We start from the raw sequence: 19,094 nt of genomic DNA, 5'->3' as shown, positions 1-19,094 counted from the left end.
ACACTAAGAAGTCACTATGCGTAGTGACTTCTTTTGTTTTATCCACGCAAAGCGGGATAAAACTAATGAAGAATTGATAATGGAGAATGGAGAATGATGGATGTTTCTGCTTGCGCAGAAACTACATTTTATTGTTCTTTAGAACAATAGGAGTTCACTCATTTTATCTGGGATAAAATATTGTATTAAGAAAACAAGATACATCAATTTTAAAACATTATAAAAAGCCGCTGTTATCAGCGGCTTTTACTTTACATACTAAAATTCAATTTTCTCTTCAATGAACTTAACTAATTCGTCTATGCTTAATCTTGTTTGTTCCATAGTATCTCTGTCTCTTATAGTAACAGCATTATCTTCAAGAGTATCAAAGTCAACTGTAATACAGTAAGGTGTTCCTATTTCATCTTGTCTTCTATATCTCTTACCGATACTTCCAGTTACATCAAAGTCTATGTTGAACTTCTTAGCTAACATTGCATATACTTCTTCTGCTTTTTCTGAAAGTTTCTTAGATAAAGGTAATACTGCAGCTTTAAATGGTGCTAATGCTGGATGGAATCTCATTACTGTTCTCGTATCTTTTTCTAGCTCTTCCTCATCGTAAGCATCAACTAAGAATGCTAATGCAACTCTATCAGCTCCTAATGATGGTTCAATACAATATGGTATATATTTTTCATTAGTAGTTGGATCAAGGTATGTCATATCACTTCCTGAATGCTCAGCATGCTTCTTAAGGTCATAATCTGTTCTATCAGCGATACCCCATAACTCTCCCCATCCAAATGGGAATAAATACTCTATATCAGTTGTAGCATTACTGTAGAATGATAATTCTTCTTCTCCATGATCTCTATATCTTAAATTGTTATCTTTCATACCTAAATTTTTCAAGAAATTAATACAATAGTTCTTCCAATACTCAAACCACTCTAAATCTTCACCAGGTTTACAGAAGAATTCTAATTCCATTTGTTCAAATTCTCTTATTCTAAATATGAAGTTACCTGGAGTAATCTCATTTCTGAATGATTTACCTATTTGAGCAATACCAAATGGAACTTTCTTTCTAGTAGTTCTTTGAACTGCTTTAAAGTTAACAAATATACCTTGTGCAGTTTCTGGTCTTAAATATATTTCATTTGCTGACTCTTCAGTTATACCTTGGAATGTTTTAAACATAAGGTTAAACTTTCTTATGTCAGTGAAATTCAATTTTCCACATTTAGGACATACTATCTTATGTTCCTCAATGTATCTTTTATACTCTTCATCGCTCCATCCATCGGCAACTGCAACCTCTGCACCTTGTTCAGTCATGTGATCCTCAACTAACTTATCAGCTCTATATCTAGTTTTACACTCTTTACAATCCATTAAAGGATCTGAAAATCCTCCAAGATGTCCTGATGCTTCCCATACTTTTGGGTTCATAAGAATTGCACAATCCAATCCAACATTATAAGGACTTTCTTGAACAAATTTCTTCCACCATGCCTTTTTTACATTATTCTTAAATTCAACTCCTAATGGGCCGTAATCCCATGAGTTAGCTAATCCACCATATATATCTGACCCCGGGAAAACAAATCCTCTGTTCTTACATAAAGCAACTATCTTATCCATTGTTTTTTCTACTGCCATTTCACACCCGTTATATATATAAATATAACGGTTTTCACCTCCTCTATTGAATTATATGTAGAGATTCACTAGTAAAACTTAATTAATACTTGTATCAAAATCACCAAGATTCAAGGTGTTTTGTGCAAGTGTTAATTAACTTTTGAACTTGAATCTCTTATTTATTATTTACTAAATAACTAGATAAAAATAAAAAAGCCCCATACCTCAAAGGGACGATTTCAAACCGCGGTTCCACCCTTTTTGGCATAAGCCCATCTTTATTATCTCACTCAAAAGCGCCATTCATATTTTAGTTATAACTGTTTGCACCACCCACAGCCTCTCTATAATAACGTCCAATACTACTCCTCTTTATCAACGTGTCATATTCAATTTATTATATTCTACCAAAAACTATATAAGTAATCAACTTTTTTTATGAGGAATTGAGATTTTTCTCAATTCCTCATTAATTCCATTATTATTTATTAACTGGTTTCATAGTTGGGAAAATTATAACGTCTCTGATTGAATAACTTTCTGTTAAGAACATGATAAGTCTGTCAATCCCAATTCCAAGCCCACCTGTTGGAGGCATTCCAACTTCTAGTGCATGCATAAATTCTTCATCTAACATGTATGCCTCATCATCACCAAGCTCTCTTTCTTTAGCTTGTTGTTGGAATCTTTCTCTTTGAACGATTGGATCATTTAACTCTGAATATGCATTACAAAGTTCTTTACCACAAACAAATCCTTCAAATCTCTCAGTTAACATTTCATTTCCTCTCTTCTTCTTTGTAAGAGGAGATACCTCAACTGGGTAATCTAAAATAAATGTTGGCTGAATTAATTTTTCCTCTGCAAACTCTTCGAAGAATGTGTTTAATAACTCTCCTCTAGTACAAAGACTTAAATCTTTCTTCATTTCAACATTATGTTTCTTAGCAACTTCTCTAGCTTCTTCATCAGAAGTCATTGCCATAAAATCAACACCACACGCATCTTTAACTGCATCTGCCATTGTTACTCTGTTCCATGGTGGAGCAAAGTCTATTTCATTACCTTTATACATAACCTTAGTTGTTCCGTTTACTTTCTCACACACGTATGCAACCATATTTTCAGCTATTTCCATCATATCATTATAATCAGCAAATGCTTCATATAACTCAATACAAGTAAACTCCGGATTATGAGTTTGGTCGATTCCTTCATTTCTAAAGTTTTTACCAATTTCAAAAACCTTATCAAATCCAGCTACTATACATCTCTTTAAGTATAACTCTGTAGCAATTCTTAAATACATATCTATATTTAAAGAATTGTGGTGAGTAATGAATGGTCTTGCAGCCGCTCCTCCTGCAATTGGAGATAAAGTAGGAGTTTCTACTTCCATAAACCCTCTATCAGTTAAGAAAGATCTAATTCCTGAAATAATAGCAGATCTCTTAGCTATTTTTTCTCTTACACCTGGATTCATGATCATATCTACTTCTCTATGTCTATATCTTAAATCAGGATCTTTTAATCCGTGGAATTTCTCTGGTAAAGGTCTAATTGATTTTGAAATAAGTTCAAATTCTCTTACTTTAACAGACACCTCTCCCATCTTAGTTTTAAATACTTCACCTTTTACCCAAACAAAGTCACCAATATTAAATGACTTAAAATCGTTAAGTTTATCTTCACCCACGTTGTCTATTTTAACAAATAATTGAATTCTGTCAGATTTATCAAGTATGTCAGCAAAAACTACCTTTCCTTGTCCTCTCTTTGACATAAGTCTTCCTGCTAATGTTACTTCTTTACCTTCAAACTCTTCAAAGTTATCCTTGATTTGTTTAGAATCGAAATCAACATTAACTTTGTATACGTCAAAAGGATCTCTTCCTTCTTCTTGTAGAGTTTTAAGCTTTTCAATTCTTTGCATCATTTGTTCATTTAAATTTAATTCATTTTCCATTGCTACCTGTCTTTCATCTGACATGTTTCTTCCTCCTAATCATTATCTTGTAATATCAAGTATCTCGTATTTACTAACTCCATCTGGTATAGGCACTTCAACTATGTCTCCAACTCTTTTACCCATCAACGCTTCACCTACTGGAGATTCATTAGATATTTTATATTCCATTGGGTCAGCCTCTGTAGAACCAACAATTTTAAAAGTTACTTCTTCATCAAAGTCATAATCTTTAACCTTAACTTTGCATCCTACATTTACAGTCTCATTATCAATTTCTGATTCATCTATGATAACAGCATTTCTTAACATAGCCTCTAATTGAGCTATTTTCCCCTCAACAAATGCCTGATCATTTTTTGCTTCATCATATTCAGCATTTTCACTTAAGTCACCAAAAGATAACGCAACTTTAATTTTTTCAGTAACTTCTTTTCTCTTAACGGTTTTATAGTATTCTACTTCTTCTTCAAGTTTTTTAACTCCCTCAGGAGTCATATAGTATTTTTTTTGTTGACTCATTTCTTTCTCCCCTTCACATTCCTGATTTATTTATTAGTACTATAATTCTATACAGTTCATTATAAGTTTAATACTTTTATTTATTCAATTTATCATATTAAATTTCATTTTATTAATCCATATTACTCTCTTAGATATATGATACTTTATTTTGATAATTATAAAACACACTAATTTTAATGTCAATAATTATTCAAATTTTTTCCTATAATCCAATAATATATTCATAACTTCGTCAAAAGAACATGTTCTATTTATTTTTTCTTTAATATCAGTACACCCATGAAGCCCTTTAATATACCACGTAGTATGTTTTCGCATATCTCTGATAGCCTTATCTTCTCCTAAGTACTTTACAGATAATTTATAATGCTTGATTATCATTTCAATAATATCAAATTCATTTGGTTTTGTGATTGGTTTACCTTTTAAATAATCATTTATCTGCGTAAACAACCAGGGATTTCCCTTCACACCTCTAGCTACCATAATTCCATCACAATTAGTAACCTCTTTAATTTTCATAGCATCCTCAACAGTAAAGACATCACCATTTGCAATAACCGGAATACTAACCGCTTTCTTTACATCAGCAATGTAATCCCAGTTTGCTTTTCCCTCGTACATTTGCTCTCTAGTTCTACCATGAACTGCCACAGCATCAACACCAGCATCTTCTAGCACCTTAGCAAATTCAACACAGTTGATATTTTCAGAATCAAATCCTAATCTAAACTTTGCAGTAACAGGCTTTTTTGATACTGCCTTCATCCTTCTCACAATTTCAGCTGCAACTTTAGGTTCCTTCATAAGAGCAGAACCTTCTCCATTTTTAACAACCTTTTTAACAGGGCACCCCATATTTATATCAACTATAGCAAAATCATCATTATCATTTATATGTTTTTCACACGCCTCAGCCATATAAATAGGATCTCTTCCAAATATCTGAATCGCAGCAGGAGATTCCTTCTCACTAACCTTCATCAATTTCTCAGTATTTTCACTATTATAATGTAACCCTTTTGAACTTACCATTTCTGTATATGTTAAACCACAACCACACTCTACACATATCTCTCTGTAAGCTATATCTGTTACCCCTGCCATGGGTGCCAATAGAACCTCATTTTGTACTTCAAAATTTCCTATTTTAATCATTCTCTTTATCTTCACCTACTCTTTATTCTTCTCGTAAATAATTTTCAAACCTTCAAGAGTCAAGAATGGATGTAATTCATCTATTACCTCAGAATCATTTGTTATCAACCTTGCAAGTCCACCAGTAGCAACAACATATGCTTCTTCACTATCATACTTTTTCATTTCTTCCTTCATCTTATTAACTATATATTCAACTTGACCAACATATCCAAAATATATTCCTGACTGTATATTTGATACAGTATTCTTACATATAACCTTCTCTTGCTTTTCTATACGTATATCTGGTAACTTAGCTGTTTTTTCAAACAATGCTCTTGCAGATATCTTTATTCCTGGGCATATTGCTCCCCCAAGATAGTCTCCGTTAGCCGTTATAGCACAAAAGGTTGTTGCTGTTCCGAAATCAATTACAATCACAGGCTTCTTATATAATTCATGAGCAGCAACAGCATTAACAATTCTATCTGCACCCAACTCTTTTGGATTATCATACTTTACATTTATTCCTGTTTTTATACCCGGTCCAACAATTAATGGTTTAACCTTAAAATATTTTCTGATAACATTCTCTAAAGTATGCATTAAATAAGGAACTACAGATGAAATAATTACTCCCTCAACATCTTCAATACTAAGGTTATTATATGAAAATAACTGAAGAAGATGCACCCCGTATTCATCTGATGTTTTTTTTGTATCTGTAGACAATCTCCACTCAGCAATATTTTTACCTTCTTTTAAAACCCCTATGACCATATTTGAATTTCCAACATCAACCAATAATACCATAGCCTACACCGCCTCGTATAAATATATAAAAAGCAGCTTAAAAGCTGCTTTATTTCTTATTACCACTATTAATTTTAACAAGTTTACTATAATTGTCAAGCAGTGTACAAGACATCTTAACAATATATTTTCATTATGCAAATAAGGCTAGCAAAATACCTGCCGCAACTGCAGAACCAATTACTCCTGAAACGTTTGGTCCCATAGCATTCATAAGCAAGAAGTTACCAGGATCCTCTTCTTGTCCAACCTTTTGAGCAACCCTTGCAGCCATAGGTACAGCTGATACTCCAGCAGCTCCAATAAGAGGATTTATCTTTCCTTTTGTTAATTTACACATTAGCTTTCCAATAAGTACTCCTGAAATAGTACTTATTGTAAATGCTAATAAACCTAAAATAACTATACCTATAGTCTTAGGATTTAAAAATACGCTAGCTTCCGCTTTTGTTCCTACACATATTCCTAAGAAAATAGTTACTATATTAATAAGAGCATTTTGTGCTGTGTCAGCAAGTCTTCCAACAACACCACATTCTCTAAAAAGATTTCCAAGCATAAGCATTCCAATCAATGCAGCAACATCAGGAAGAAGTAATATTACTATGCACGCTACTGCTATAGGGAATATAATTTTTTCCTTTTGAGTAACTTTTCTTAAGCTCCCCATTCTTATAGTTCTTTCTTTTTTTGTTGTTAGACCTCTCATTATTGGCGGCTGAATCATAGGTATTAAAGCCATATAAGAGTATGCCGCAACAGCAATAGGTCCTAAAAGATGTGGTGCTAATTCATTAGTTAAGAAAATTGCTGTGGGACCATCCGCCCCTCCTATTATTCCAATAGCAGCAGCTTCTTTAGCTGTAAATGAAAACTTTAAGAAATCTAACCATTCTGGAAGCATTTCAGTAAGTGGTCCTAATGCAAGTGCTCCCAAAAACGCGAAGAAAACTCCGAATTGAGCAGCAGCACCCAACAACACACTAGATGGATTTGCCAATAAAGGACCAAAGTCTGTCATAACACCTATACCTAAAAAGATTAAAGGAGGATAAATACCTTTTTTTACCCCTAATCCTAAATAGTACAACAAACCACCTTCTTGAGCAATTCCTGTCCCAGGTATATTAACTAAAATCATACCAAATGCAATTGGTATAAGTAATAATGGTTCAAATCCTTTTTTTATCGCTAAATATATTAAAATAAATGCAACACATATCATTAATACCGACCCAAAAGTAAGTTGGGCAAATCCTGATTTCTCAAGTATTTTAGTTATTATTTCAATTATATTCATCAATACACCCTCTTTCGTTATTCAATAACGGCTAATGCATCTCCAGTGTTAACTTGAGAGCTTGGTGAAGTTATCACTTGAACAACTTTTCCATCTTTTTGAGCTTTTATTTCATTTTCCATCTTCATTGCTTCAAGGATAAATAACACATCTCCAGCCTTGAAACTGTCGCCCTCTTTAACATTTACTTTTAAAATAGTACCAGGCATAGGAGCTTCGATTTTTTCTCCTGCTTTTGGTGCAGCTTTTGGAGTTGCTGCAGGTTTTGGTGAAACTTGCTTCTCAACAGGTGCTGCTACATGTGCACTTGAAGAAAAATCTCCTTTAACCTCATCAACTTCAACCTCATATCTATTACCATTAACAGTTACAACATACTTTTTCATTTTGAATCCTCCTCATATTAATCCTTATCTAGTTTCTCCAGTTTGAAGATCTATCTAATCTTTTAATACTTCTGATCATTAGCTTTTCCGTAGGAACATCTAAGCTTGCACTTAGTGCTGCCATTATCGCTGCCACTACCTCACAGTCATCGCCCTCTTGTTCTTCCACTGCAGTTTCATCTATATATTGCTCAACCTTTTCTTCAACTACAACCTTTTTCTTCTCCTTAAAAATTACACTCATAACATTAATAAAACCCATAAGAATAATTAATACACCGAAAACAATTGCCATAGCAGAAATTGAGAATAAAATCTCACTAATCCAATTTATACTCATTTTGTTTCCTCCCTATATTAGATGACTACCATGCTTCTTAGGGTATTTTAACACTCTCTTAGTTTGTAACATATCTAAGACAGCAAATAATCTAGCTTTTGTTTCCCCTGGTTCAATAACATCATCAACAAATCCAGCATAAGCAGCTTTATATGGGTCAATGTATTCACTTAGTTTCTCATCTATGATTTTCTCTTCTTCTTTTTTAGGAATTTCACTATTTGTTATAGCATCAGCGAAATCTCTCTTAATCATCTCTATAGGATCACCTGCTGATATTCTAGCACTTGGCCATGCATAAACAAAATCATATGCAAATTCTTTACTTGCAAAAGCCAGATAAGAAGCACCTATAGCATCACCTACTATTAATGACACTTTACCAACATCACTCATACCTATTGCAGACATAAGCTTACTTCCCATAATAGATAACCCTTGTCTCTCTTGAGATAAACTTGCAACAAATCCTTTGCTGTTAACAACATTAACCATTGGTATACTAAAGTTATCACAAATCTTTACGAATCTGCTTATTTTCTCACATGTATTGATAGTGATGTTCTCATCCTCATTACCCTTGATACCAATTATTCCAACAGTAAGTCCATTGATTTTACTTAATGCAGTAATAGTATTACCCTCAAAATTCTTGTTTATTTCTATTAATGAATTATTGTCAATAATTTGCTCAATTACATCTTCTATTTTTATCTCTTCGTTATTCACCATCTCATTTAGGGAAAGATTTATATTATTTAAATCATAACACTCATCTTCTTGAGGAACTATCCCCTTATTGTTTGATGGCATATATGTAACTAATTTTCTAACTTTTTCTCTCAATTCAGTTTCATTTATAACTTTTATTTGAGCTGTTCCACTGTTTAAACACATATCAGATGAAGATAACTCCTCTTTAGTAATATATCTTCCTTCTCTTTCAGTCATTTTCATCTCAGAATTTAATGACATCTCAGCGTTTTCTTCTACAACAAAAACAAAGTCACTCATACCTGCACTCAATGAATCTATTCCTTTTGCAGGACCTGCAATTACAGCTATGTGAGGTATCACTCCTGACAATTTAGCGTTTCTTTTTAAAATCTTTCCGTAGGTTTCAATAACATCTAACCCTTCAGAAATATTAGCTCCAATAGAATCATACATCTGTATTAATGGCGCTCCCATTTCAACAGCCATATCCATAATTCTACAAATTTTCTCTCCATTTTTTCTGTTTATCGCTCCACCATTAACAGTGTAATCATGGCTGCAAATGAATGCTAATCTTCCGTTTATAGTTCCGTGTCCACCAATGATTCCGCCACCATTTTTTTCGAACATGGCACCTATTTCAATAAAGCTACCTTCATCCAGAATGCTTAAAATTCTCTCTCTTGCAGTCCCTTTATTCAAGTTATGCTGCAAATCTACTTTTCTGTCATCCAATGCTTTGGCCTTGATTTCTGCTAAATTATCTACTTTGTCCATTGTTTTTCCTCCTAACACACAAAAGTAAAATATCATCCATGGTTATGATAACATAAAAACGTCAATTTGTATACGAAATCTGCAAGAATAAATTCACTATTATATTTTTTTAAAAGAATGTCCATCATTTGTCAAAATTATCTCTCCCACCGTTAAAACCCTTTAAAAGAAATGTATAATTGAGAATGTATAATGTATAATGGTTGACATTTCACTACGTGAAATTTTAATCTTATTGTTCCTCTTACAAGGGTATTTTACTCGTTTCATTTACACAAATGAAACCTTGTACTTTAAATACAATATTTTATCTTATGATAAAATGAGTAATAAGATTATACTCAAAAGAACAATAAAATATAGGTTCTGACGCGTGTCAGAACCATCCATCATTTTACATTCTACATTATCCATTGTACATTAAAAAAACATGGCCTAAGCCATGTTTTTATTAGAAAAGTCCTTCAATAACTCCATCATCTGATATATCCATTTTATTTGCAGCAGGTACTTTAGGTAATCCAGGCATAGTCATAATATCACCTGTTAAAGCAACAGCAAATCCAGCACCATTTGATATTTTAACTTCCTTAACAGTTATATTGAAACCACTAGGTCTACCGATTAATTTATCATTATCAGATAGTGATTTTTGCGTCTTTGCCATACATACCGGAACCTTGTCTAACCCAAACTTTTCAATACTCTTAATATTATTTAAAGCTTTTCTAGTAAACTCAACTCCGTCAGCACCATATATCTCTTTAGCGATAGTTTCAATCTTTTCTTTTATTGTACTATTTTCATCATAAAGAACCTTGAAATCACTCTCTTTATTCTCAATTATCTTCAGAACCTTCTCTGCTAGCTGTACTCCACCTTCTCCACCATGTGCCCAAACTTCTGTTAAAGCGACCTCGACATCATGTTCATTACAGAATTCCTCGATAAATGATAATTCTTCTTCTGAATCACTAACAAATCTATTTATAGCAACAACTGGTTTAACACCAAATTTCTTTACGTTTTCTATATGTTTTTCTAGATTTTTTATACCTTTCTTTAAAGCTTCCACATCTGGTGTTCCAAGTTCATCCTTTTTCACTCCACCATGATGTTTTAAAGCTCTTACAGTTGCAACTATAACAACTGCTTCAGGTTTTAAATTACCATATCTACATTTAATATTAAAGAACTTCTCAGCCCCTAAATCTGCTCCGAATCCAGCTTCTGTTACTACGTAATCACTCAACTTTAATCCTAACTTTGTTGCAATTAAACTATTACATCCATGAGCAATGTTAGCAAATGGACCTCCATGTATGATTGCCGGTGTATTCTCTAATGTCTGAACAAGATTTGGCTTTATAGCATCTTTCATCAATAAGGCCATTGCACCTTGAACATCAAGATCTCTACAATAAACAGGTTCACCATCAAGGTTATATGCAACAAGGATATCTCCCATTCTCTTCTTCAAATCCATTAAATCACTTGAAAGACATAACACAGCCATTACTTCTGATGCAACAGTTATCATAAAACCATCTTCTCTTAAGAATCCATTAGGCTTTCCACCTATTCCAACAACGATACTTCTAAGTGCTCTGTCATTCATATCAATAACTCTTTTAAATACAATTCTTCTACTATCAATTCTCAACTTATTTCCTTGATGTATATGATTATCTATAGCAGCCGATAACAAGTTATTTGCCGCTGTTATTGCATGCATATCTCCTGTAAAGTGAAGATTAATATCTTCCATAGGAACAACCTGTGCATATCCACCACCAGCTGCTCCACCTTTAATTCCAAATACCGGACCAAGTGATGGTTCTCTTAAAACTGCTATTGCATTTTTATCTAACTTATTAAGTGCTTGACTTAATCCTATTGTCACTGTAGACTTACCTTCTCCAGCAGGAGTAGGATTTATTGCCGTTACGAGTATTAGCTTACCATTCTCTTTATCACTATTCATCTTATCTAATGATATTTTACATTTATATTTTCCATAAAGATCAATATCATCATCATTTAACCCTAATCTCGCTGCTACGTCTACAATCTTATCCATTTGTGCTTCTTGTGCAATTTGAATATCTGTTTTCATAATAAATACCCCCCAAATTTTACTTTAATTTTGACATAAACTTATCAACATTAATTATGTACCTAGTATGACATCCTTCCCCGATTTTTCCTACTTCATCCCATGCTATTACTTTAAATTCAATTTTCTTACCTTCAACCTTTTCCACAGTAGCTTCACATTTTACCTTCATACCTATAGGTGTAGCTTTAATGTGATTAGTACTAATAGCAATTCCAACAGTAGTAAAATCTTCTTCAAGACACTCATCCACAACTGTTTTAGCTGTGTTTTCCATTAATGCGATCATAGCAGGTGTGGCAAAAACCTCTACTGCACCAGAACCGTAACTACTTGCAGTATCTTCCTTACCAACCGTAATCTCTAGAGTGGTTTTCATCCCATTTGAAATATTAAATTCCATAAAATACACCCTCTTTCTTGTATGATTTCCTCTTGATTATAACACAAATATTTATATAAAAATATGTAAAAATAAAGCTCACCATAAGGTGAGCTAATTTTAGAAATGAACTTTTCCATCATTATTATCTTTATCTGAATCTTCGTCATTCACACTACTTGCTGTTTCATTTGCATCTGAATTAGATTCTTTGCTATCCTCAGTGTCTTTATTATCCTGTTCATCATATTCACCGAAAATTCCTGAACTGTCAAATGCAATTTCATCAATAGACTTACCTTCCATTAATGCTATGAATTGCTTTCTATTAATTTTCTCTTTCTCTAAAAGAGCTTTAGCAACAGCATGAAGCTTATCAATATTTTCATTAAGCATTCTTTCCGCTTCAACTTGTGCATCTTTACATAATTTAATAACTTCAGCATCAAGTTTAGCCGCAACTTCCTCACTGTAGTTCTTTTCATGCCCAAGATCTCTTCCAAGGAATACCTCTCCTTGACCACTTCCAAATGATATAGGACCAATTGCTTCACTCATACCATATTTCATAACAATACTTCTAGCTAAAGAACTCATTCTATCAATATCATTCTTTGCACCAGAGCTAATATCTCCTAGTATCAACTTTTCAGCAACTCTACCAGCAATAAGAGATTTCATATCTCCAAGCATCTTCTTCTTGGAATAATAAGAAGTATCTTTCTCTGGAAGATACATTGTATATCCACCTGCCATACCTCTTGGAATTATGCTTATCTCATGAACCGGATCACTATCTGGAACTAAATGTCTAACAACCGCATGACCAGCCTCATGATATGCAGTAAGCTTCTTTTCATCTTCCGTAATAACTTTACTTTTCTTTTCTGGACCTGTAGTAACTCTTCTAGCTGCTTCCTCCATATTATTCATAACAACAAATGGCTTTCTTTCTCTAACAGCTAAAAGTGCAGCTTCATTCATAAGGTTTTCCAAATCTGCTCCTGTAAATCCTGGAGTACTCTTTGCAATAACCTTTAAATCTATATCACTACCAAGTTTCTTATTTTTAGAATGTACTTTAAGAATCTCTTCCCTTCCCTTAACATCAGGGTAACTAACTACTATTTGTCTATCAAATCTACCTGGTCTTAATAAAGCTTTATCTAGAATATCTGGTCTATTTGTAGCTGCAATAATTATAATGCTCTCATGATCTGCAAATCCATCCATTTCAACAAGTAATTGGTTAAGAGTTTGCTCTCTCTCATCATGTCCGCCTCCTAGTCCAGCACCTCTTTGCCTTCCTACAGCGTCTATCTCGTCTATAAATATGATACATGGTGAATTTTTCTTTGCTTGATCAAATAAATCCCTTACTCTTGAAGCACCTACACCAACGAACATTTCAACAAAATCCGAACCTGATATAGTAAAGAATGGAACTCCTGCTTCACCTGCAACAGCTTTAGCTAATAATGTTTTTCCTGTTCCTGGTGGTCCTACTAAAAGAACTCCCTTAGGTATTCTAGCTCCCATTTCTTTATAGGCTTTATCATTCTTGAGGAAATCAACAATCTCTGCCATCTCTTCTTTTTCCTCATCAGCACCAGCAACATCCTTAAAGGTAACCTTCTTTTTATCAGGAGTAGCCATTCTAGCTTTACTCTTCCCAAAATTCATTACCCCTCTATTTCCACCACCTTGTGATTGTTGCATTATCATGAACCAAATTCCGATAAATAGTACAATCAATATTATGTATGGAATTAAAGTGAAAAGCGCTGAATACTTTGGAGGTTCCTCATAAGAAATCTTGATAGACTTACTTGCCTGGTCCCCACTTTCGTAATAATTGTCCATAAGTAATGTGAATAAATGCGCATCAATTACTGTAGTAAAATTAACTTTTTTTCCGTCTTCATCTATTATACCTTCAATAATATCAACGGATTCATTTCTTTTTACTGTTATCTCGTCAACTTTCTTAGCTTCCCAATTCTTAACAAATAAGTTTGACGGTATCGGTTTTGATTGAACATCCTGCCTAATAAAAAGCAGTGTTCCTACCAATATAATCACAAGCATCATTATCCAAACCGATGCACCGGAAAATTTCTTCAATCTGAATCCCCCTCTCTTGATAGTTACTATAAAATTTTATCATAGTAAAAAATTCATTACAACGTATTAAATTTGAATTATCTATTAATAATTAAATAATTATTAATAAATTACTTATAAACCTCTTCTTTTAAAACCCCTACATAAGGAAGATTTCTGTATTTCTCTGCAAAATCAAGCCCATATCCAACTAAAAAATAATCTGGAACATCATATCCAATATACTTAGCATTTACTTCAACTTTTCTTCTGTCTTTCTTATTAAGCAAACATGCAATTTCTAAACTAGCAGGATTTCTAGCATTTAGATATTTTAAAAGATAAGTTAAAGTAATTCCTGAATCAATAATATCTTCAACTAAGATAATATGTTTATCTCTTATTTCAAAATCCAAATCCTTTAATATTCTAACAACACCACTGCTTTCTGATGCCTCTCCATAGCTTGATACAGCCATGAAATCCATCTTACATGGAATTGTAATTTTCTTTAATAAATCAGACATAAACATTACAGATCCTTTTAGTATACCTATAAGAATAACATCTTTTCCTTTGTACTCCTCAGAAATACTTTCAGCTATCTCTGCAACCTTTTTTTCAATTTCTTCTTCGCTTATCAACACTCTTTGAATATCTCTATTCATATTTTTTCTCTCCTTTGTATTCGATAATTAGAACATTTTCTGTCCTATTATCAATCTTATATTTCTCACCTAAAGTATACCCTATTATCCACGCTATTTCATTATCAAAAGTAATAATAGGTAAAGTATTGCGCATATGAGGCGGAATTTTATTTTCACTAAATATTTTTTTTAGTTTTTTTCTACCTTTCATACCAAGAGGTATCATAGTATCTCCTTCACGTTTATTCCTCACATAAATATTACCTTTAATTTTATCATAATCAAAATATTTTGTACACTTGCTTTTACTAAAGCTTTTTATTTCCACTCTCTTCCTGATACACATTTCAATAATATCTCCATTAGGCAAAGTATTCTTTTCACTTATTTCAAGTTTCAAATTCAACTTTTCTGTTAATTTAGTATCCTTTTTTAAAATTATGATATTTCCAAAGGAATTCATAGCTAATAATCCTCCAGGAATATCAATCTTTTTTCCTGATTCTTTTTTAGATAATTTAATAATATCATATATGTGGACTTGCTCTAAATTATTCGTGTTTCCTTTAATAACAGCAATACATTCTCTTATGCATCTAGTTAAAAGAGCATCATGCACTTCAAACAACTCTTTATTTAAAATAACTTCACCAAGTTGAACTTCACAATAATCTTTTATAAGATTATGAACTACACCTCTAAAGTAATCATTATCTCTTGCAACATTTTTAGATAATCTTAAAAGAGTATTTATAATATCCTCATTAAAATTTTCTTTCAAATATGGCAATACATCTAGACGAATTTTATTTCTACTGTATATATTCTCTAAATTAGTTTTATCTATTCTAGGATTCAAATTATATGTATCACAATAGTTTTCAATTTCTTCTCGCTTCAAACATAAGATGGGACGTATATACACCCCTTCTCTAACCGCCTTTATTCCCTCTAATCCGTCTATACCAGTCCCTCTTACAATTCTCATCATAATTGTTTCAGCAACATCATTAGCATTGTGGGCTAAGGCAATTTTATTCCCCTTATATTCATCTTTAAGTTTATTAAAAAACTCGTATCTTATATCTCTACCCGCCATTTCAGAAGATATTTTTCTGCTCTTAGCAATTTCATCTACATTAATATTAATAGCTCTAAATATCATCCCATTACCTTCACAATATTTCTCCACATATTTTTCATCATCATCGGATTCCTTCCCTCTTAATCCATGATTTATATGAGCAACAACTATTCTTAGCTTGTACTTTTCCTTTAATGATAGCAAAATATTTAATAAACACATTGAATCCGGGCCCCCTGAAACACCCACAATCAATGTATCACCAACATCTATCATATTATTATATTTAATATAACTCTCTACTTTATTAATCATATATTCTACCTAACCTTTACACCTGATTTATATATATTATACACAAATATATGATAGTAAAAACATAAAAATGAAAAATGCACGCTAAACGCGTGCAAAATTTCAAATAGTATAGGCGAATATGTTAATTTATATTATAAACTTTCAATACCGAAATTGTCATATCATCCTTAACTTTATAATTTTCTGCTTTTAACGCTTCATTTAGTATACCCAATGCAATTTCTTTAGGATTATTTAATTTACAATTATAAAGATATTTCATAACCCAATGGCCTTCAGCACTTTTGTCCCCATATTCTAACACTCCATCGCTCACCATTACAATGATATCTCCATCTATTATCTTCTTCTTTTTAACATCTATATCAACTTTATCCAATACACCTATTGGTAAAGATTTTGAATCAATCACTTCTACATCCCCACTACTTCTCTTAATAAAACTTTCATTAGATCCAACCTTAAGGAATTCCACATTTCCATTATAAAGATCTAAGGATGCAATATCCAATGTAGAAAACTTTTCTTGTGTCTTATATTTCATTGCCATTACAGAATTAACTGCATTTATAGCCACAATTTCACTCAAACCAGCCTTTGTAAATTTCTCAATTAATTTTACAGTGGCTTCACTCTCCCTTTTAGCTTCAGGTCCAGACCCCATACCATCACTAACAATAGAAATAAATTTATCTTTTTTATTCCTTATAAACCTATAACTATCACCATTTTCCTTTTCACCATCTTTACATTTCTGTACAGAATATGATGACACATGAAACTTTGGCATCTCTTCAAAAGTAATATCGCAACTCTTCATTACTTGATCAATTATACACCCATCATTACTAACACAAAATCTTTTTTCGCTTAATCCATTAATAACAGGTAAAATATTTTTAACACAATTTTGTTCACCACCACAAGCTTTTCCCTTTAACTTTATTGATACCCTACCATCTAAATCTCTTAAGCAAGTGATATCTTTAAATTTTATATTATTAGCAAGCATTGCAAGTCTTATTTTCTCTTCAAAATTACTATCTATCTTAATTGAAACATCAAATTCATCAATTATCTCTTCTACAGATTCAGCCATGTTTTTAATTTGGCTTGATAGTACTTGCCTCCCTTCACTTATAGTTGACTTTTTAAGTTCACTTATCATATTTCTATTTACTATATCTTCTGCATTTTCAATGAGCTTACTTCTGTTGATACACTTCTTATTCAACTGATACGGCAACTCACCATTACTTAATTCTACATTTTTTAAAACTTCAACAAATGCAGAATAAGTATAATGCATCTCTCTCCTCCAACAATTACCTTTCAGCTGACATTCAGCACAAACCCTATCAGCTAATTTTTGAACCATTGCCGTACTCTTATTTTTCATGATTAATTTTTCATTTTCATTAAGATCTGTTAATATATCTGATATATTTCCCAATAAACTAGAAAATTCATTTAATTTCTTCTTATATATACCTTTAATTTTCGAATTTACTTGTTCTCCATCTTTATTATTTTCTTTATCAAACCTAAAATACTCTCTCAAAATAGTGTAGCGCCCGTTAGGAATTATTATAAATATTCCCCCTGCCACAACAAGCTCTATTCCTTTAAACCCAAAAGATTTGTAATTAAATAATAAAATACCATATACAATTACCACTGAAATTAATGTCACATATTTGCCCATATCTTTGAACACACCACTAATTATACCTATTGATGCATATACAACTACAAACACACCAAGACTATTAACACTCAATCCCACTAAAATCCCTAAAACAACACCAAAAATTGCTCCATTTGCTGCTCCACCTAAATACCCTATTATAATTATTGATAATATTGCAAATATATTAGTTAATGATATTGTAAATACTCCAATCCCACTTGTTCCAGCAATTATTACTGATAATAATAAACATAATGATATTATCTCTTCATTACTAAGACAATATTCCTTTTTTTCTCTAGTCAATTTATTCATTACACTCTCAAAAATAAAGAGAGATGCACTACACAAAATAAAAATAAGCAAAGATGTTAATAATGCAATATATACATTCCTAACCAATGCAAAATTTATAAAAATTATAATTCCCACTGTAATTAATGCTATTATTTTTAACTTCTTCTCTTCAATATTTACTTTCTTCTTTATATAACTTAAAATAAAAATGGTTAATGTGGATAACAAATAACCTGGTAATAACTCCAGATTTATAAATGATAATATGTAACCTGCTGCAACTCCTGTTGCTGCAAAAAAACGTTTTTCTGTATCTAACTTATTGATTAATGAAATCATAAGAGCCAACCCAAAAGGATATATCTCCTTAAGTATCTCTACTCTTGAAACAAAAAGTGCCGAAAAAAATATAGCTGTTAACATTAAAAACTTAGAACTTAGAATTCCATCTAATGTAGCTCGTATCTCCCCCCTAATCTTTTTATATTTTAAATGACTTAATCCATATTGCATAAATCTCACCCTCTCTCAATGGTGAGTTAATTATATCAAAATTAACTGGAAATAATTGTCAATAACTGAAAGAAGCGATTAACTTTTATAAGACATCAAACGATTTAAATTTTTAAATTATTACTTAGTCTATTAATTTATTTTGTTAATTAAATATTAAAATTAATTATGTGTAGTATCTTTATAAGATTATATGTCAATTACTCATTTAATTTCCATTTTTTTGAAATAAAATGATAGTAATAATTTTCTTTACAATTAATATACTTATATATTGAATGTTTTAAGATTTAATAATGATATTAGAAAATTAATTATACTAATTAGATTTGAATTATATTATAGAAA

The 19,094-nt window shown here is 31.9% G+C and carries 15 protein-coding genes; all 15 read right to left on the bottom strand.

Translation table 11 applies throughout. From position 1 onward, the window contains the following. Window positions 1-258: 258 nt before the first annotated feature. Window positions 259-1,647 (bottom strand): glycine--tRNA ligase, encoded by a 1,389-nt coding sequence (locus OW730_RS04075; RefSeq protein ID WP_271227801.1) that lies wholly within the window; start codon window positions 1,645-1,647, stop codon window positions 259-261. Window positions 1,648-2,110: 463 nt separating this feature from the next. Continuing rightward, entirely contained in the window at window positions 2,111-3,619 is a 1,509-nt protein-coding gene (lysS, locus tag OW730_RS04070; RefSeq protein WP_271227800.1) for a lysine--tRNA ligase, read from the bottom strand. A gap of 18 nt (window positions 3,620-3,637) precedes the next feature. Further along, window positions 3,638-4,117 (bottom strand): transcription elongation factor GreA, encoded by a 480-nt coding sequence (gene greA, locus OW730_RS04065; RefSeq protein ID WP_271227799.1) that lies wholly within the window; start codon window positions 4,115-4,117, stop codon window positions 3,638-3,640. Between the two features lie 189 nt (window positions 4,118-4,306). Further along, on the bottom strand, window positions 4,307-5,275 hold the full coding sequence (gene dusB, locus OW730_RS04060) for a tRNA dihydrouridine synthase DusB (protein ID WP_271229512.1): 969 nt from the start codon (window positions 5,273-5,275) through the stop codon (window positions 4,307-4,309). An 18-nt stretch (window positions 5,276-5,293) separates the two neighbouring features. After that, complete coding sequence (locus tag OW730_RS04055) at window positions 5,294-6,073, bottom strand: type III pantothenate kinase (protein WP_271227798.1); 780 nt, start codon at window positions 6,071-6,073, stop codon at window positions 5,294-5,296. 133 nt (window positions 6,074-6,206) lie between these two features. After that, entirely contained in the window at window positions 6,207-7,373 is a 1,167-nt protein-coding gene (locus OW730_RS04050; RefSeq protein ID WP_271227797.1) for a sodium ion-translocating decarboxylase subunit beta, read from the bottom strand. A 17-nt stretch (window positions 7,374-7,390) separates the two neighbouring features. Then, window positions 7,391-7,759, bottom strand: coding sequence for a biotin/lipoyl-containing protein (locus OW730_RS04045; RefSeq protein WP_271227796.1), 369 nt, complete (start codon window positions 7,757-7,759; stop codon window positions 7,391-7,393). Between the two features lie 28 nt (window positions 7,760-7,787). Next, window positions 7,788-8,099 (bottom strand): OadG family protein, encoded by a 312-nt coding sequence (locus OW730_RS04040; protein ID WP_271227795.1) that lies wholly within the window; start codon window positions 8,097-8,099, stop codon window positions 7,788-7,790. A gap of 12 nt (window positions 8,100-8,111) precedes the next feature. Next, the gene (locus OW730_RS04035) at window positions 8,112-9,593 is read right to left on the bottom strand and encodes a carboxyl transferase domain-containing protein (RefSeq protein ID WP_271227794.1); all 1,482 of its coding nucleotides are present in this window, start codon (window positions 9,591-9,593) and stop codon (window positions 8,112-8,114) included. A 451-nt stretch (window positions 9,594-10,044) separates the two neighbouring features. Beyond that, window positions 10,045-11,709 (bottom strand): formate--tetrahydrofolate ligase, encoded by a 1,665-nt coding sequence (locus tag OW730_RS04030; RefSeq protein WP_271227793.1) that lies wholly within the window; start codon window positions 11,707-11,709, stop codon window positions 10,045-10,047. Between the two features lie 19 nt (window positions 11,710-11,728). Then, the gene (locus tag OW730_RS04025) at window positions 11,729-12,112 is read right to left on the bottom strand and encodes a thioesterase family protein (RefSeq protein ID WP_271227792.1); all 384 of its coding nucleotides are present in this window, start codon (window positions 12,110-12,112) and stop codon (window positions 11,729-11,731) included. A gap of 99 nt (window positions 12,113-12,211) precedes the next feature. Beyond that, a complete protein-coding gene (ftsH, locus tag OW730_RS04020) occupies window positions 12,212-14,215 on the bottom strand; it encodes an ATP-dependent zinc metalloprotease FtsH (protein ID WP_271227791.1) in 2,004 nt (667 codons plus the stop codon). Window positions 14,216-14,325: 110 nt separating this feature from the next. Beyond that, a complete protein-coding gene (hpt, locus tag OW730_RS04015) occupies window positions 14,326-14,862 on the bottom strand; it encodes a hypoxanthine phosphoribosyltransferase (protein ID WP_271227790.1) in 537 nt (178 codons plus the stop codon). Beyond that, complete coding sequence (gene tilS, locus OW730_RS04010; protein ID WP_271227789.1) at window positions 14,855-16,243, bottom strand: tRNA lysidine(34) synthetase TilS; 1,389 nt, start codon at window positions 16,241-16,243, stop codon at window positions 14,855-14,857. Before tilS ends, hpt begins: the two co-directional genes overlap by 8 nt. A gap of 124 nt (window positions 16,244-16,367) precedes the next feature. Further along, window positions 16,368-18,746: a stage II sporulation protein E gene (gene spoIIE, locus OW730_RS04005; protein WP_271227788.1), complete on the bottom strand. Its 2,379-nt coding sequence runs from the start codon at window positions 18,744-18,746 to the stop codon at window positions 16,368-16,370. Window positions 18,747-19,094: the final 348 nt, after the last annotated feature.

This window comes from Oceanirhabdus sp. W0125-5 (genome assembly GCF_027938815.1).
Taxonomy (GTDB): Bacteria; Bacillota; Clostridia; order Clostridiales; family Clostridiaceae; genus Oceanirhabdus.
The sequence above is the reverse complement of the archived record's forward strand: the minus strand, read 5'-3'. Positions and strand labels throughout refer to the sequence as shown.

Coding starts and splice junctions, on each gene's coding strand:
- OW730_RS04025 (WP_271227792.1), bottom strand. CDS start 12,112: ATGGAATTTAATATTTCAAATGGGATGAAAACCACTCTAGAGATTACG.
- OW730_RS04050 (WP_271227797.1), bottom strand. CDS start 7,373: ATGAATATAATTGAAATAATAACTAAAATACTTGAGAAATCAGGATTT.
- OW730_RS04045 (WP_271227796.1), bottom strand. CDS start 7,759: ATGAAAAAGTATGTTGTAACTGTTAATGGTAATAGATATGAGGTTGAA.
- OW730_RS04055 (WP_271227798.1), bottom strand. CDS start 6,073: ATGGTATTATTGGTTGATGTTGGAAATTCAAATATGGTCATAGGGGTT.
- spoIIE (WP_271227788.1), bottom strand. CDS start 18,746: ATGCAATATGGATTAAGTCATTTAAAATATAAAAAGATTAGGGGGGAG.
- lysS (WP_271227800.1), bottom strand. CDS start 3,619: ATGTCAGATGAAAGACAGGTAGCAATGGAAAATGAATTAAATTTAAAT.
- OW730_RS04030 (WP_271227793.1), bottom strand. CDS start 11,709: ATGAAAACAGATATTCAAATTGCACAAGAAGCACAAATGGATAAGATT.
- OW730_RS04035 (WP_271227794.1), bottom strand. CDS start 9,593: ATGGACAAAGTAGATAATTTAGCAGAAATCAAGGCCAAAGCATTGGAT.
- OW730_RS04075 (WP_271227801.1), bottom strand. CDS start 1,647: ATGGCAGTAGAAAAAACAATGGATAAGATAGTTGCTTTATGTAAGAAC.
- greA (WP_271227799.1), bottom strand. CDS start 4,117: ATGAGTCAACAAAAAAAATACTATATGACTCCTGAGGGAGTTAAAAAA.
- hpt (WP_271227790.1), bottom strand. CDS start 14,862: ATGAATAGAGATATTCAAAGAGTGTTGATAAGCGAAGAAGAAATTGAA.
- tilS (WP_271227789.1), bottom strand. CDS start 16,243: ATGATTAATAAAGTAGAGAGTTATATTAAATATAATAATATGATAGAT.
- OW730_RS04040 (WP_271227795.1), bottom strand. CDS start 8,099: ATGAGTATAAATTGGATTAGTGAGATTTTATTCTCAATTTCTGCTATG.